This window comes from Streptomyces sp. NPDC007971 (genome assembly GCF_042958635.1).
Classification (GTDB): domain Bacteria; phylum Actinomycetota; class Actinomycetes; order Streptomycetales; family Streptomycetaceae; genus Streptomyces.
The window spans coordinates 120,459-133,752 of record NZ_JBIBJK010000012.1; the positions used below are offsets into that span (position 1 = coordinate 120,459).

The 13,294-nt window shown below is 70.1% G+C and carries 14 protein-coding genes; 11 read left to right on the forward strand and 3 right to left on the reverse strand.

The window, feature by feature from the left end; translation table 11 throughout:
• Positions 1–87: 87 nt before the first annotated feature.
• Complete coding sequence (locus ACFZCP_RS25415) at positions 88–1,599, forward strand: RDD family protein (RefSeq protein ID WP_391430244.1); 1,512 nt, start codon at positions 88–90, stop codon at positions 1,597–1,599.
• Positions 1,600–1,673: 74 nt separating this feature from the next.
• Complete coding sequence (locus tag ACFZCP_RS25420) at positions 1,674–2,459, forward strand: RDD family protein (RefSeq protein ID WP_391430248.1); 786 nt, start codon at positions 1,674–1,676, stop codon at positions 2,457–2,459.
• A gap of 99 nt (positions 2,460–2,558) precedes the next feature.
• Here the strand turns inward: ACFZCP_RS25420 and ACFZCP_RS25425 are convergent, their stop codons facing one another.
• Positions 2,559–2,795, reverse strand: a complete 237-nt coding sequence (locus tag ACFZCP_RS25425; protein WP_362693291.1) for a hypothetical protein — start codon at positions 2,793–2,795, stop codon at positions 2,559–2,561.
• Between the two features lie 366 nt (positions 2,796–3,161).
• Between ACFZCP_RS25425 and ACFZCP_RS25430 the strand changes: the two genes are divergently transcribed.
• Together ACFZCP_RS25430 and ACFZCP_RS25435 are read left to right on the forward strand one after the other, a co-directional pair.
• Positions 3,162–5,516 (forward strand): immune inhibitor A domain-containing protein, encoded by a 2,355-nt coding sequence (locus ACFZCP_RS25430; RefSeq protein ID WP_391430253.1) that lies wholly within the window; start codon positions 3,162–3,164, stop codon positions 5,514–5,516.
• A 120-nt stretch (positions 5,517–5,636) separates the two neighbouring features.
• Complete coding sequence (locus ACFZCP_RS25435) at positions 5,637–5,972, forward strand: hypothetical protein (RefSeq protein WP_391430257.1); 336 nt, start codon at positions 5,637–5,639, stop codon at positions 5,970–5,972.
• A gap of 212 nt (positions 5,973–6,184) precedes the next feature.
• On the opposite strand, the gene ACFZCP_RS25440 is transcribed toward ACFZCP_RS25435, so the two are convergent.
• Positions 6,185–6,778, reverse strand: a complete 594-nt coding sequence (locus tag ACFZCP_RS25440) for an isochorismatase family protein (protein ID WP_391430262.1) — start codon at positions 6,776–6,778, stop codon at positions 6,185–6,187.
• Between the two features lie 131 nt (positions 6,779–6,909).
• Positions 6,910–8,238 carry a nicotinate phosphoribosyltransferase gene (locus ACFZCP_RS25445; RefSeq protein ID WP_391430269.1) on the reverse strand — a complete coding sequence of 443 codons (1,329 nt, stop codon included), beginning with the start codon at positions 8,236–8,238 and terminating at the stop codon, positions 6,910–6,912.
• A gap of 137 nt (positions 8,239–8,375) precedes the next feature.
• Here ACFZCP_RS25445 and clpS point away from each other — a divergent pair, with 137 nt between their 5' ends.
• The 7 genes from clpS (at position 8,376) to ACFZCP_RS25480 (ending at position 13,173) form a co-directional block, all read left to right on the forward strand.
• Positions 8,376–8,693: an ATP-dependent Clp protease adapter ClpS gene (gene clpS, locus ACFZCP_RS25450; RefSeq protein ID WP_361118760.1), complete on the forward strand. Its 318-nt coding sequence runs from the start codon at positions 8,376–8,378 to the stop codon at positions 8,691–8,693.
• Between the two features lie 13 nt (positions 8,694–8,706).
• Entirely contained in the window at positions 8,707–9,312 is a 606-nt protein-coding gene (locus ACFZCP_RS25455; protein WP_391430272.1) for a DUF2017 family protein, read from the forward strand.
• Positions 9,313–9,652: 340 nt separating this feature from the next.
• Complete coding sequence (locus ACFZCP_RS25460) at positions 9,653–11,071, forward strand: amino acid permease (RefSeq protein WP_362693308.1); 1,419 nt, start codon at positions 9,653–9,655, stop codon at positions 11,069–11,071.
• 141 nt (positions 11,072–11,212) lie between these two features.
• Positions 11,213–11,635: a Mov34/MPN/PAD-1 family protein gene (locus ACFZCP_RS25465; RefSeq protein WP_391430278.1), complete on the forward strand. Its 423-nt coding sequence runs from the start codon at positions 11,213–11,215 to the stop codon at positions 11,633–11,635.
• A 79-nt stretch (positions 11,636–11,714) separates the two neighbouring features.
• Positions 11,715–11,810, forward strand: coding sequence for a putative leader peptide (locus ACFZCP_RS25470; protein WP_335743766.1), 96 nt, complete (start codon positions 11,715–11,717; stop codon positions 11,808–11,810).
• A gap of 116 nt (positions 11,811–11,926) precedes the next feature.
• Positions 11,927–12,205 (forward strand): MoaD/ThiS family protein, encoded by a 279-nt coding sequence (locus ACFZCP_RS25475; RefSeq protein ID WP_362693315.1) that lies wholly within the window; start codon positions 11,927–11,929, stop codon positions 12,203–12,205.
• A gap of 17 nt (positions 12,206–12,222) precedes the next feature.
• Positions 12,223–13,173 carry a cysteine synthase gene (locus ACFZCP_RS25480; RefSeq protein WP_391430282.1) on the forward strand — a complete coding sequence of 317 codons (951 nt, stop codon included), beginning with the start codon at positions 12,223–12,225 and terminating at the stop codon, positions 13,171–13,173.
• The last annotated feature ends 121 nt before the right edge of the window (positions 13,174–13,294 follow it).

The following is a 13,294-nucleotide window of genomic DNA, read 5'->3' on the forward strand; positions in this document are numbered from 1 at the left end:
CCGGCCGGACTGGCGGTGTGGCATGCCCGGGTCTGATAGATGTGGAGGCCCCCATCCCACCCCCGAGCAGATACGGGACGAGCGGACATGAGCGCCCCAACCCCGGCCCCCGGTGACGACAGGCCCCGCGAGGGCTACTACCCGGACCCGTCCATCCCCGGCTACGTCCGGTACTGGAACGGCGCCTCCTGGGTGCCGGGCACCAGCCGGCCGGCGCCGAAGGACGGCGAATCGCTCGCCTCGCCGCCCGGCGCCCGCCCGGCGGCCCCGTCCGTCGAGGAGACGGGCCCGCACTTCTTCGACGAGGAACCGCAGCCGGGCTCCCCGGGGCAGGAGCGGATGCCCGCCTGGGGCACCGACCCGAGGATCCCCGCGGACCGTCCGTCCGCGCCGGCCGGCCGCGCCGACGGCACGGCATCGATCCCGCCGGCGCAGGACGACGCCCCCGACTCCGGCGGCACGTTCATCTTCCGCCGTCCGGTCCCCGGCCCGGCGGCGGTCCAGGACGAGGGCACGATGACGTTCCGTCCGGTACCGGGCCAGGGCCCGGGCCTGCAGCCCGGAGCCTCCGGCCCGGCGCCGTCGGGCACCCCGGGCACGTCCGGCACCCCCGGCTTCGGAGCACAGGGACCCGTCGGGGCGCCCCAGGCGGGACCGGGCGGGGCGAGTGGTCCCGGTGGTGCCGCGAGCGGACTCGGCGCTCCGGGTGCCCCCGGACCCGGTGTGCAGGGACCGGTCGGGGCACCCCCGGCGCAGTCCGCACCGGCGCAGTCCGCCCCGGCCGCGGGCCCCGGCTTCGGCGCCGGCAAGGCCGCCGCCCGCGCCGCGGCCGCACAGGCGTCCCAGGCCCCCCGCACCCCGCAGGCTTCCGCGGCTCCCTCGGTACCGCAGCAGGCTGTGCCGCAGCAGGGCGTACCCCAGCAAGGCGTACCCCAGCAGGGCGCTCCGCAGCAGGCCGCCGCCCCCGCCACCCCCATGACCTCGGGCCCCGGCGGCGGCCAGGCCTCCTGGGCGCAGCAGGTGCACCAGCTGGCCGGGGGCGGCGACGAGCAGCCGGTGGGGCCGTGGAAGCCGCCCGTGGAGGACCTGTTCCAGGCGGCGGCCCGCCGTCAGGCCGCGGCCCGCCCGGCCGGCCTCGGCAAGCGCCTCGCCGCCCGCCTGATCGACAATCTGGTCGTCGGCGCCGTCACCGCCGCCGCGGCGGTCCCGTTCGGCGCCCAGGTGGCCGACCACATCCAGCGCAAGATCGACGAGGCGAGGCTGTCCGGCCGTACGGTCACCGTCTGGCTGCTCGACGGCACGACCGGCACCGCGCTCGGCATCGTCCTCGCCGTGCTCCTGGTCTTCGGCGTGCTGTACGAGGTGCTGCCGACCGCCAAGTGGGGCCGCACGCTGGGCAAGAAGCTGTGCGGGCTGGAGGTCCGGGACATCGAGGGGCACGAGCCCCCGGCGTTCGGCGCGGCCCTGCGCCGCTGGCTGGTCTACAGCATCCCCGGGCTGCTCGGCATCGGGATCGTCGGCGTGCTGTGGTGCCTGTTCGACCGGCCCTGGCGCCAGTGCTGGCACGACAAGGCGGCCCACACCTTCGTCGCGGGCTGACCGGGTGAAGCGGCCGTACTCCGTACGGCCGCCCGTCGGATGCGGAGCCGGGGCGTTCGCGGTGCACTCGGGCCATGAGCAGCGAACCGCCCCCCGGCTCCGGAGAGCAGCCCCCCGAGGACGACCCGTTCAAGAAGCGGCCCCCGTCGGACCAGGGGGCGGGCTCGCCGTACGACACTCCGTACGGCGCCCAGCAGCCCCCGCCGCCAGGAGGCCAGCCGCCACCCCCGCCGGGCGGGCAGCCCCCGCCCTGGGGAGGGCAGCAGCCTCCGCCCCACGACGGCGGCCGGCAGCCGCCCCCGTACGGCGGGCAGCCTCCCCACCCAGGACAACCTTCCTACGGCGGTGGGCCCTACGGCGGCGCTCCGTACGGCGCCGGCGGCCCCGGCTACCCCGCCGATCCGCTCGCCGGTATGCCCCCGCTCGCCGACAGCGGCAAGCGGACCCTCGCGCGGATCATCGACATGATCCTCGTGGGCATCGTCGTCTGGCTGGTCACCCTGCCCCTCGGGGTCGAGGGGTACAACGTGAACGGCGACAGGGTGGAGGTCGGCCGGGGCCTGTGGCAGTCCGTCGTGGCCGCCGTCCTCTACGTCGCCTACGACACCGTGCTGACCGCCAAGTGGGGCCAGACCCTCGGCAAGAAGTGGTTCAACATGCGGGTGGCGAACCTGAACGACGGGTCCACACCCGGCACACAGACCTCGCTGATCCGGGCCTGTGTGCTCTGGCTGCCGTTCGCCTTCTGCTGCGCCTGCATCTGGACGGCGATCTGCGGCGGCTGGAGCTACTTCGACAAGCCGTACAAACAGGGACTGCACGACAAGGCGGCCAAGACGGTCGTGGTCGCCCTCGGTTGAGCCGGCCCGGGTGCCGGTGCGCAGCCGTTATGGGTGCCCATACGAGAGCGGCGGGACCGTGGGAGTAGTCACGGGGCCGCCGCTCACGTGTGCGGCCGTTCAGAGCGCGGTGGTCACCGGCTCCTCCTCGGGTGCGGTCTCGGCGGGCGAAGCAACCGTGCGGGGCCCGGGCAGGGGCACCGTCATCGCCACGAGCAGCCCCAGTGCGAGCGCGGCCAGGGCGATGACCGTGATCCCGAGGCCCGAACTCGTCTGGGACAGCAGCAGCATGGCGAGCGTCGAGAAGATCACGGTGCACGAACCGTAGACGAGCTGTGCGGCAGTCGGACGAGGCATGGCAATCGTGTCCTCGGAAGATGAAGATGGGGAGCGCGCCTTGGACTCTATTCGCGTGCATGCCCGAACGGGACGCCTGGTAAGCGTGACCTAACCCACGGTGCCGGTGCACAGGGGGCGCACGGAGTCATGGCGTCCGGCAGGTGGACGGGTCCGCGCGACCGCTGACCGACAAGTTCAGCTGTTCGTAAAGCGAACGTCGGCTCCGCATAGTGCACTTGTTCTGTCCAAGTCAAGGTCTGTCTTTTCTTCTAAACCTCTAGTCAAATGTCGTCACTTGATTACACGCGTTGATCGTGCGCGCACGGACCCTTCCATGACCTAGGACCCCCCTGTCCGTGGGCGCGGCGCGGGGGAGGAACTCAAGTGACCAGCAGACCCTGGACGTTCAGAGTCGCCGCCATAGGTGTGGCGCTCGCCGCGGCATCCGCCGGTTTCGCGACGTTCGCCGTCGCCGAGGCGAGCACCACGGCCCGGCCGGCTGCCGAGAACCGGCACGACCCGGCCCCGGTGAAGCAGCAGAAGCACGACCTCGACGGCCCCATGAGCAAGACGCAGAGGGCTCAGCGTCAGGAGGCCCTGAACCAGCTCATATCGGGCAAGGCCAAGGCTCAGGAGCGCAACGGCTCGAAGGTCGTCCAGCTCAAGGGCAAGAAGGGCGACAGCAAGTACGTCGAGCTGAGCCGCGAGAAGACCGACAAGATCTTCACGATCCTGGTGGAGTTCGGCGACCAGACGGACCCCAAGTACGGCGGCACCCCCGGACCGCTGCACAACAAGATCGCCGCGCCGGACCGCAAGAAGGACAACAGCACGGCCTGGCAGAAGGACTACAACCAGAAGCACTACCAGGACCTCTACTTCGGCACCGGCAAGAAGACCGAGTCGCTGAAGAAGTACTACGAGAAGCAGTCCTCGGGCCGCTACTCGGTCGACGGCGAGGTCTCGGACTGGGTCAAGGTCCCCTACAACGAGGCCCGGTACGGCAACAACGCGTGCGGCCAGACCAACTGCCCGAGCGTGTGGAACGCCGTCAGCGACGGCGTCAACGCCTGGGTCGCCGACCAGAAGAAGGCCGGCAAGTCCGACGCCGCCGTCAAGGCCGACCTGGCCAAGTACGACCAGTGGGACCGCTACGACTACGACGGCGACGGCAACTTCAACGAGCCCGACGGCTACATCGACCACTTCCAGCTCGTGCACGCCGGTGAGGACGAGTCCGCGGGCGGCGGCGCCCAGGGCAAGGACGCCATCTGGGCGCACCGCTGGTACGCCTTCGGCACCGACACCGGCGCCACCGGCCCCCAGGGCAACAAGCTCGGCGGCGCGCAGATCGGTGACACCGGCGTCTGGGTCGGCGACTACACCATCCAGCCGGAGAACGGCGGCCTCGGCGTCTTCGCCCACGAGTACGGCCACGACCTGGGCCTGCCGGACGAGTACGACACCAACGGCGGCGACAACTCCACCGGCTTCTGGACCCTGATGTCCTCCGGTTCCTGGCTCGGCACCGGCAAGGAGTCCATCGGCGACCTGCCCGGCGACATGAACGCCTGGGACAAGCTGCAGCTGGGCTGGCTGAACTACGACAGCGGCAAGGCCGGTGTCTCCTCCTGGCACAAGCTGGGCCTCGCCGAGTACAACACCAAGTACCGCCAGGCGCTCGTCGTCTCGCTGCCGGACAAGGCGGTCAAGACCGAGATCGTCACCCCCGCGCAGGGTGCGGCCCAGTGGTGGAGCGGCAGCGGTGACAACCTCAAGAACTCCCTGACCCGTTCCGTCGACCTGACCGGCAAGTCCTCGGCCGCGCTGAGCCTGGACGGCTGGTACGACATCGAGAACGGCTTCGACTACCTCTACACCGAGGTGTCGACCGACGGCGGCGCCAACTGGACCGCCGTGGACGGCACGGTGGACGGCAAGGCCATCCCGCGCGACGCCTCCGGCAAGCCCGCCCTGACCGGCACGGTCGACGGCTACAAGAAGCTGTCGTACTCGCTGGACGCCTACGCGGGCAAGAAGATCGACGTCCGCTTCCGCTACCTGACCGACGGCGGGGTGGCGCAGAAGGGCTTCGCGGCCGACGAGATCACGCTGACGGCCGACGGCACGCCGGTGTTCTCCGACAACGCGGAGAGCGCGGACGCCGGTTGGACCGCCACCGGCTTCTCCCGTATCGGCGCGTCCTTCACCAAGGACTACAAGCAGTACTACATCGCCGAGAACCGCCAGTACGTGTCGTACGACAAGACCCTGAAGGTCGGCCCGTACAACTTCGGTTCGGCCGAGCGCCCGGGCTGGGTGGAGCACTACCCGTACCAGAACGGCCTGTTGATCTGGAAGTGGGACACCTCCCAGGCGGACAACAACACCAACGCCAAGGACCACCCGGGCACCGGTCTGATCCTGCCGGTGGACGCGCACTGGAAGGCGCTGAAGTACTCCGACGGCACGCTGCTGCGCAACCGGATCCAGGCCTACGACTCCCCGTTCGGCCTGGACCGCACGGACGGCTTCACGCTGCACAAGGCGGACGTGGCGACCAAGATCAAGTCGCAGAAGGGGGTGTCGGTCTTCAACGACCACACCAGCTCCTACTACGACGCGTCGAACCCGGCCGGCGGTGTCAAGGTCACTGACACCAACACCAAGATCAAGATCACGAAGCAGGCCGGAAATGGCTCGACGATCGAGCTGGAAGTTGGCCCCGCGGTGAAGTAGCGGTTATTTCCGCAGGTCAAAAGCGTATCGGCGGTGACCCCTGGCGGGTCGCCGCCGATCGTGTTTAGGTGCGTCCTGTGGTCCGCTTATTGACACCGACCGAAACGGGGATGTGACCGCATGGCCGCAGGAGGCTTCTGCAAACTGCCGAACGGCACGGTGGTGGTGGCGTTGAACCTGCCCAGTCCGACCCCTGCCGGGGGCTCCGGCGGGGTGCGGGTGCTGGTGCACGCCCAGAACCGCGCCCGCGCCCTGACGCGTCTGCGCAACCTGGGTCTGCGCGCGATCTACCTCCGGGGGAACGCGGCTCCTCCGACGCCGGACGAGATCACCGCGGTCCTGCACCACCCGGACGGGCTCATATGGCGGACGGCGCCTGACAACGACGTCACCGTGATGGAGCTGTGGCGTCCGATCCGGGCGCTGCTTCGCAGGCCGGCGGTGGTGCAGGGCTGAGGGGGCCGAGGCGGCATGCAGCGGGCGGTGCGGGCGGCGGTGCCGGGGTCGCCGTGAGCCCGCGCCGTGGGCGGGTGCGGGTGTGTTGTGGCTGGTCGCGCAGTTCCCCGCGCCCCTTGGGGCCGGCTGTTCCTCCCGCCGCGACGGTGATCGGCCGCGGTGGTGCGGGCCTGCGGGGCCCGGCCTGCCGGAAGTCGCCGTCGGGCGGGTTTCTAGCCGCTGACCACGGGCTTGCCGGTCAGTTCCACGCCTGCCTCGCGCAGCTCCTCCAGGGCGCGGTCGGTGGTCTCCGGGGCCACTCCCGCGGTCAGGTCCAGGAGGACCTGGGTGCGGAAGCCCTCCCGGGCGGCGTCCAGTGCGGTGGCGCGCACGCAGTGGTCCGTGGCTATGCCGACCACGTCGACCTCCTCGATGTGGCGCGAGCGCAGCCACTCGGCCAGGGGGATCCCGTTCTCGTCGGTGCCCTCGAAGCCGCTGTACGCCGCCGAGTACGAACCCTTCTCGAACACCGCGTCCACCGCCCCGGAGGCGACGGCCGGCGCGAAGTTCGGGTGGAAGCCGACGCCCTCGGTGCCCGCGACGCAGTGCGCGGGCCAGCTGCGGACGTAGTCGGGGTTGTCCGCGAAGTGGCCGCCGGGCGCGATGTGGTGGTCGCGCGTGGCGACCACGTGGCGGTATCCGGTGCCCGCCGCCTGGCCGATCAGCTCGGTGATCGCGGCGGCGACATCCGCGCCTCCGGCGACCGCGAGGCTGCCCCCCTCGCAGAAGTCGTTCTGCACATCTACGACGATCAAGGCGCGGCGCATGATGGGTGTCCTTCGACTGTCGGGTTGAGTATCTGAGCCTAGAGATTCCCGGCCCTGTCCGGGAGGGGGCTTGAACGGGGGCGGACAAGGGGCGCGCGTCACTTGCCCGAGCGCCCCTGGGTGTGGCGTCCCTAGACGTACTCCGTCGCAAGGACGGGTTCCCCGCGGGAGAGCTGTGTCGCGGACAGCGGCAGGTTGGCGCGGGCCGCGATGTGCCGGTCGCGGGTCACGTCGAGCGGCTCGCGCGCGACGACGTCGCCGCCCTTGACCAGCTCCACCAGCAGCTGCCGGTCGGCCAGTGCGGCCGGCACCGGCCCGGTCCCGATCACCTCGGCCTCGGCCACGCCCTCCTCGTCCAGCCGCCGCGCCGCCCACTTGCGCCCGCCGATGGAGGTCTTGCCCCCGGTGGACTTCTTCGCGACCGGCACCAGCGGCGCCGCCGGATCGGCGGACTCGGCCCGCGCGACCAGCTTGTACACCATCGAGCAGGTCGGATGCCCGGAGCCGGTCACCAGCTGGGTGCCGACGCCGTACGCGTCCACGGGCGCCGCCGCGAGCGAGGCGATGGCGTACTCGTCCAGGTCCGAGGTCACGATGATCTTCGTGGCGGTGGCGCCCAGCTCGTCCAGCTGGTGCCGCACCCGGTGGGCGACCAGCAGCAGGTCCCCGGAGTCGATGCGCACCGCGCCCAGCTCGGGCCCGGCCACCTCCACCGCCGTACGGACGGCCTGGGTGACGTCGTAGGTGTCGACCAGGAGGGTCGTGTTCCTGCCGAGCGAGTGCACCTGGGCCCGGAAGGCGTCCCGCTCGTTGTCGTGCAGCAGGGTGAAGGCGTGCGCGGAGGTGCCGACGGTCGGGATGCCGTAGCGGAAGCCGGCCGCGAGGTCGGAGGTGGTCGCGAAGCCGCCGATGTAGGCGGCCCGGGAGGCGGCCACGGCGGCCAGCTCGTGGGTGCGGCGGGCGCCCATCTCGATCAGCGGCCGGCCGACCGCGGCGGAGGCCATCCGGGAGGCGGCGGCCGCGATCGCCGAGTCGTGGTTGAGGATGGACAGGATCACGGTCTCCAGGAGCACGCACTCGGCGAAGCTGCCCTCGACCCGCAGGACCGGCGAGCCCGGGAAATACACCTCGCCCTCGGGGTAGCCCCAGATGTCACCGCCGAAGCGGTAGCCGGCGAGCCAGTCCAGGGTCTCCTCGTCCACGATCTTCCGCTCGCGCAGGAAGCCGAGGACGCCCTCGTCGAAGCGGAAGTTCTCGACCGCGTCCAGGACGCGTCCGGTGCCCGCCACCACGCCGTAGCGGCGCCCCTCCGGCAGCCTGCGCGTGAAGACCTCGAACACGCTGCGCCGCTCGGCCGTACCGGCCTTCAGGGCGGCCTGCAGCATCGTCAGCTCGTACTGGTCCGTGAAGAGCGCCGTCGAGGGAACGTCCACCGGCAGCCCAAGGTCCGCCACGTCCACCAAACTCACCTGACCCCTAATCTCCGGGTTCCCCAGGCGTGGCCAGGGGTCCGGGGCTGTCCCCCGGTGTGTGTCGCTTGGCGGGTAATCGTACACCCCATTTCGTCAGTGTGACGATTTATCGCGCGCGTGGCAGCATGGGCTCTGTGACGTCACCCGCGCCCGTAGAGATCGAACGCACCGAGTCGGCGGAGGAGGTCTTCGCCGTACCCGAGCCCGACGTCCCCTGGGTCACGATCGTCCACAATGACCCGGTCAACCTCATGAGCTACGTGACGTACGTCTTCCAGACGTACTTCGGCTACACCAAGGACAAGGCCACCAAGCTCATGCTCGACGTCCACCACAAGGGCCGGGCGGTCGTCTCCAGCGGTTCCCGCGAGGAGATGGAGCGCGACGTGCAGGCGATGCACGGCTACGGTCTGTGGGCCACCCTCCAGCAGGACCGGAAGTAGCGAACCCATTTCGATGCCCGGACACTTCGAACCGATTCCCGGCGGCGGCGCTGCCGTCGCGCTCGACGAGGTCGAGATCTCCATCATCCGGTCGCTGGCCGTCCAGCTCCTGGAGCTGATCGGCCCCGGCCCCGCCGAGGACGCCTCCGCCGACCCGCTCGCCGAGCTGTTCGCCGAGGGCCCGAGCGAGCCGCCCGCCGACCCGGTGCTCAGGAGGCTCTTCCCGGACGCCTACAGCGACCCCGAGCAGGCGCCCGCCTCCCCGGCCGAGGCCGAGGAGCGCGAGGCGCACTCCGCCGAGTTCCGCCGCTACACCGAGAACGACCTCAGGGCCGGCAAGCGGGACAACGCCCTCGCGGTGATCCACACCCTGGACGCGCTGTCGCCGGTGGACGACGGCGGGGCGGTGCTCAAGCTGTCCCCGGAGGAGTCGCGGTGCTGGCTCAGCGCCCTCAACGATCTGCGTCTGGCGATCGGCGCCCGGCTGGAGATCACCGAGGAGGACGACACCGATCTGCTCTACCGGCTCCCGGACGAGGACCCGCGCAAGCCGATGGTGATGGCCTACCTGTGGCTGGGCGGCCTCCAGGAGACGCTCGTGACGACCCTGATGCCCTGATCGTCCCCGTTTGGTGTTCGCTCAGAGGACGCTCAAATCCGGATAACGATCCTGTCACCGTTGCGGCCTGTTTTGGTGCAATAGTGCGCTCTTTGTCCGGTTCTTCCTGTGGGGTGCGCCACAGCACCCCCCTGTGATCATTGTTGCGGCCGTGATAAATCTTCACGACCGCCCGGCGAACACCACCCATGTTCGGCCGGGTGCGCCACCGAGCCGGCGACCGCCGGCCAGGCACGGGCGGGCTCGCAAAACCCGCCCAGCTCCATCAATCCGGGGGGATCGAAACCCGATCCGAGGCCGACGAAAGGCCCGGTTCGGCATGGAGAAAGGCGCACCACACATGACCTCTGAGAAGGTCACCGAAGCCCCTGAAGAGGGTTACGAGCGCGGGCTCGGCAGCCGGCAGGTCCAGATGATCGCGATCGGCGGAGCGATCGGCGTCGGCCTGTTCCTGGGAGCCGGGGCGAACATCGCCAAGGCCGGTCCCAGCCTCATCCTGATGTACGCCCTCGCGGGCGTGATCATCTTCTTCATCATGCGGGCACTGGGCGAGCTGCTCCTCTACCGCCCGGTTTCCGGTTCCTTCGCGGAGTACTCCCGGGAGTTCCTCGGCCCGTTCTTCGGCTACTTCACCGGCTGGACGTACTGGCTGATGTGGGTCGTGACCGGCATGGCCGAGCTGACGGCCGCCGCGATCTACGTCAACTACTGGTTCCCGGACGTCCCGCGGTGGGTGACGGCGCTGGTCTTCCTGGTGGTCCTGTTCGTGGCCAACCTGATCTCGGTGAAGCTGTTCGGCGAGATCGAGTTCTGGTTCTCCATGGTCAAGGTCACCGCCCTGGTCGGCATGATCGTGATCGGCCTCGGCGTGCTCACCTTCGGCTTCAGCGCCGCCGGTGACACCGCGTCCGTCTCGAACCTGTGGCAGTTCGACGGCTTCTTCCCCAAGGGCGTCGGCTCCTCCCTGATGACCCTGCAGGGCGTGATGTTCGCCTACCTCGCCGTCGAGCTGGTCGGCGTCACCGCGGGCGAGTCCGAGAACCCGGAGAAGACCCTCCCGAAGGCGATCAACACGCTGCCCTGGCGTATCGCCCTGTTCTACATCGGTGCCCTCACGGTCATCCTGTGCGTGGTCAAGTGGACCCAGTTCGCGGCGGGCGTCAGCCCCTTCGTGAAGGCGTTCGCCATGATCGGCATCCCGGCCGGCGCCGGCATCGTCAACTTCGTGGTGCTCACCGCGGCCCTGTCGTCCTGCAACTCGGGCATGTACTCCACGGGCCGCATGCTGCGCACCCTCGCGGACAACGGCGAGGCGCCGCGCGTCTTCTCCAAGCTGTCGTCGACCAAGACCCCGGCGCTCGGCATCACCGTCTCGGTGGCCTTCATGGGCATCGGCGTGATCCTCAACTACATCGTCCCGGAGAAGGCCTTCGGCTACGTCACCTCCGTGGCCACCGCGGCCGGCATCTGGACCTGGCTGATGATCCTGGTCAGCCACGTCCTCTACCGCCGTGCGGTCGTCGCGGGCCGGCTGCCCGCCTCGTCCTTCCCGGCGCCGGGCGGCGCGGTGTGCTCGTACATCGCCATCGCGTTCCTGCTCTTCGTCACCGGCCTGATCGCCTACGACGCCGACTCCCGGGTCTGCCTGTACGTGATGGCCGTCTGGGCGGCCGCGCTCGGCGTCGGCTGGATGGTCCTGAAGGCCCGTACGCCGCAGATCGCCGACCGCACCGAGCCGACCTTCGAGAAGGTCGGCTGACCGCGCAGGACCATCCCCGGACGTCCGGCCGCCGGGAGTACTCGTGGCACCCCCGGCGGCTGCCGCTCAGGACGTCCATCATGTGGGCCGTCCCGTACCACACCTCGGTACGGGACGGCCCGCATGCTTATCCTGACCCTCATGCTGACCCTCACCCAGGCCCTGTACGACCAGATCGTCGCCCACGCGCGCGAGGACCACCCCGACGAGGCGTGCGGCGTCGTCGCCGGCCCGGCGGGCTCCGGCCGCCCCGAGCGCTTCATCCCGATGCTGAACGCGGCCCGATCGCCCACCTTCTACGAGTTCGACTCGCAGGACCTGCTCAAGCTCTACCGCGAGATGGACGACCGCGACGAGGAGCCGGTGATCATCTACCACTCCCACACCGCGACCGAGGCCCGGCCCTCCCGGACCGACATCGGCTACGCCAACGAGCCCGGTGCCCACTACGTCCTGGTCTCCACCGCCGACACCGACGGCCTCGGCGACTTCCAGTTCCGCTCCTTCCGGATCCTCGACGGAGAGGTCACCGAGGAGGAGGTCAGGGTCGTGGAGGCGTACTGATCTCAGTCCTTGGTTGAGATCGGTCCGGTATGTGGGATTGCCTTCCAGAACCCGGACCGGGAATCGATACGATGAGCCCATGGTTCTGAACGACGTGAGCGAGAAGGCGCCGAGCACGCTGCTCGTGGCGCGGCTGCACGTCGACCTGTGCAGGCTGAACAGCGCCATCTGTTGACGTTCCCCACCGCCGTACGGCCGTGAGCCGCGGCGCTCCCTCAGTGCGCGAGCCAGGGGGGACCCCCATCGCGCGCACACCGAACCGATGACTCTTTCCGACAGGAGACCGCAACCATGGCCATCGAGGTCCGCATCCCCACCATCCTCCGCCAGTACACCGACGGTCAGAAGGCGGTGGAGGGCAGCGGTGAGACCCTCGCCGAGCTGTTCGCCGACCTCGAGACCCGGCACACGGGCATCCACGCCCGCATCGTGGACGACGGCAAGCTGCGCCGCTTCGTCAACGTGTACCTGAACGACGAGGACGTCCGCTTCGTCGACGGCATCGACACCAAGCTGTCCGACGGCGACACCGTGACGATCCTGCCGGCCGTGGCCGGCGGCATGCACTGATCGGTCGCTGAGCACCCATGCGCTACGACTCCCCGCTGGCCGCGGTGGGCAACACCCCTCTGGTGCGCCTGCCGCGGTTGTCGCCGTCCGACGACGTCCGGATCTGGGCCAAGCTGGAGGACCGCAACCCGACCGGCTCGGTCAAGGACCGCCCCGCCCTGCACATGATCGAGCAGGCGGAGAAGGACGGCCGCCTCACCCCGGGCTGCACGATCCTGGAGCCGACCTCCGGCAACACCGGCATCTCCCTGGCGATGGCCGCCAAGCTCAAGGGCTACCGCATGGTGTGCGTGATGCCGGAGAACACCTCGCAGGAGCGCCGGGACCTGCTGGGCATGTGGGGCGCCGAGATCATCTCCTCCCCGGCCGCCGGCGGCTCCAACACCGCCGTGCGGGTGGCCAAGGAGCTGGCGGCCGAGCACCCGGACTGGGTGATGCTCTACCAGTACGGCAACCCGGACAACGCGGGTGCCCACTACGCGACGACGGGCCCGGAGATCCTTGCGGACCTGCCGTCGATCACGCACTTCGTCGCGGGCCTCGGCACCACCGGCACCCTGATGGGCGTCGGCCGCTATCTGCGCGAGCACAAGCCGGACGTGAGGATCGTCGCCGCCGAACCGCGCTACGACGACCTGGTCTACGGTCTGCGCAACCTCGACGAGGGCTTCGTGCCCGAGCTGTACGACGCCTCCGTGCTCACCACCCGCTTCTCGGTCGGCTCCGCCGACGCGGTCACCCGCACCCGTGAACTCCTGCAGCAGGAGGGCATCTTCGCCGGCGTCTCCACCGGCGCCGCCCTGCACGCGGCGATCGGTGTCGGCCACAAGGCGGTCAAGGCGGGGGAGAGCGCCGACATCGTCTTCATCGTGGCCGACGGGGGCTGGAAGTACCTTTCCACCGGCGTCTACACGGCTGCCACCACCGAAGAGGCCATCGAGACGCTGCAGGGCCAGCTCTGGGCGTAGCCTCCGCCGGCCGCATCAAGCACGCGCCAGCCCCCTCCCATGAGGGGGCTAAACCCATCCTACGGAGAGGCAAAGGATTCCGTCCGGTACTGCCGGTCGTCCTCCGGTCGGGTCTACGTTC

What these genes read in the sequence shown, in the direction of transcription:
- ACFZCP_RS25460 (WP_362693308.1), top strand. Translation starts at nt 9,653, where the DNA reads ATGACCTCTGAGAAGGTCACCGAAGCCCCTGAAGAGGGTTACGAGCGC.
- ACFZCP_RS25435 (WP_391430257.1), top strand. Translation starts at nt 5,637, where the DNA reads ATGGCCGCAGGAGGCTTCTGCAAACTGCCGAACGGCACGGTGGTGGTG.
- ACFZCP_RS25455 (WP_391430272.1), top strand. Translation starts at nt 8,707, where the DNA reads ATGCCCGGACACTTCGAACCGATTCCCGGCGGCGGCGCTGCCGTCGCG.
- ACFZCP_RS25480 (WP_391430282.1), top strand. Translation starts at nt 12,223, where the DNA reads ATGCGCTACGACTCCCCGCTGGCCGCGGTGGGCAACACCCCTCTGGTG.
- ACFZCP_RS25475 (WP_362693315.1), top strand. Translation starts at nt 11,927, where the DNA reads ATGGCCATCGAGGTCCGCATCCCCACCATCCTCCGCCAGTACACCGAC.
- ACFZCP_RS25425 (WP_362693291.1), bottom strand. Translation starts at nt 2,795, where the DNA reads ATGCCTCGTCCGACTGCCGCACAGCTCGTCTACGGTTCGTGCACCGTG.
- ACFZCP_RS25470 (WP_335743766.1), top strand. Translation starts at nt 11,715, where the DNA reads ATGGTTCTGAACGACGTGAGCGAGAAGGCGCCGAGCACGCTGCTCGTG.
- ACFZCP_RS25440 (WP_391430262.1), bottom strand. Translation starts at nt 6,778, where the DNA reads ATGCGCCGCGCCTTGATCGTCGTAGATGTGCAGAACGACTTCTGCGAG.
- clpS (WP_361118760.1), top strand. Translation starts at nt 8,376, where the DNA reads ATGGGCTCTGTGACGTCACCCGCGCCCGTAGAGATCGAACGCACCGAG.
- ACFZCP_RS25465 (WP_391430278.1), top strand. Translation starts at nt 11,213, where the DNA reads ATGCTGACCCTCACCCAGGCCCTGTACGACCAGATCGTCGCCCACGCG.
- ACFZCP_RS25420 (WP_391430248.1), top strand. Translation starts at nt 1,674, where the DNA reads ATGAGCAGCGAACCGCCCCCCGGCTCCGGAGAGCAGCCCCCCGAGGAC.
- ACFZCP_RS25415 (WP_391430244.1), top strand. Translation starts at nt 88, where the DNA reads ATGAGCGCCCCAACCCCGGCCCCCGGTGACGACAGGCCCCGCGAGGGC.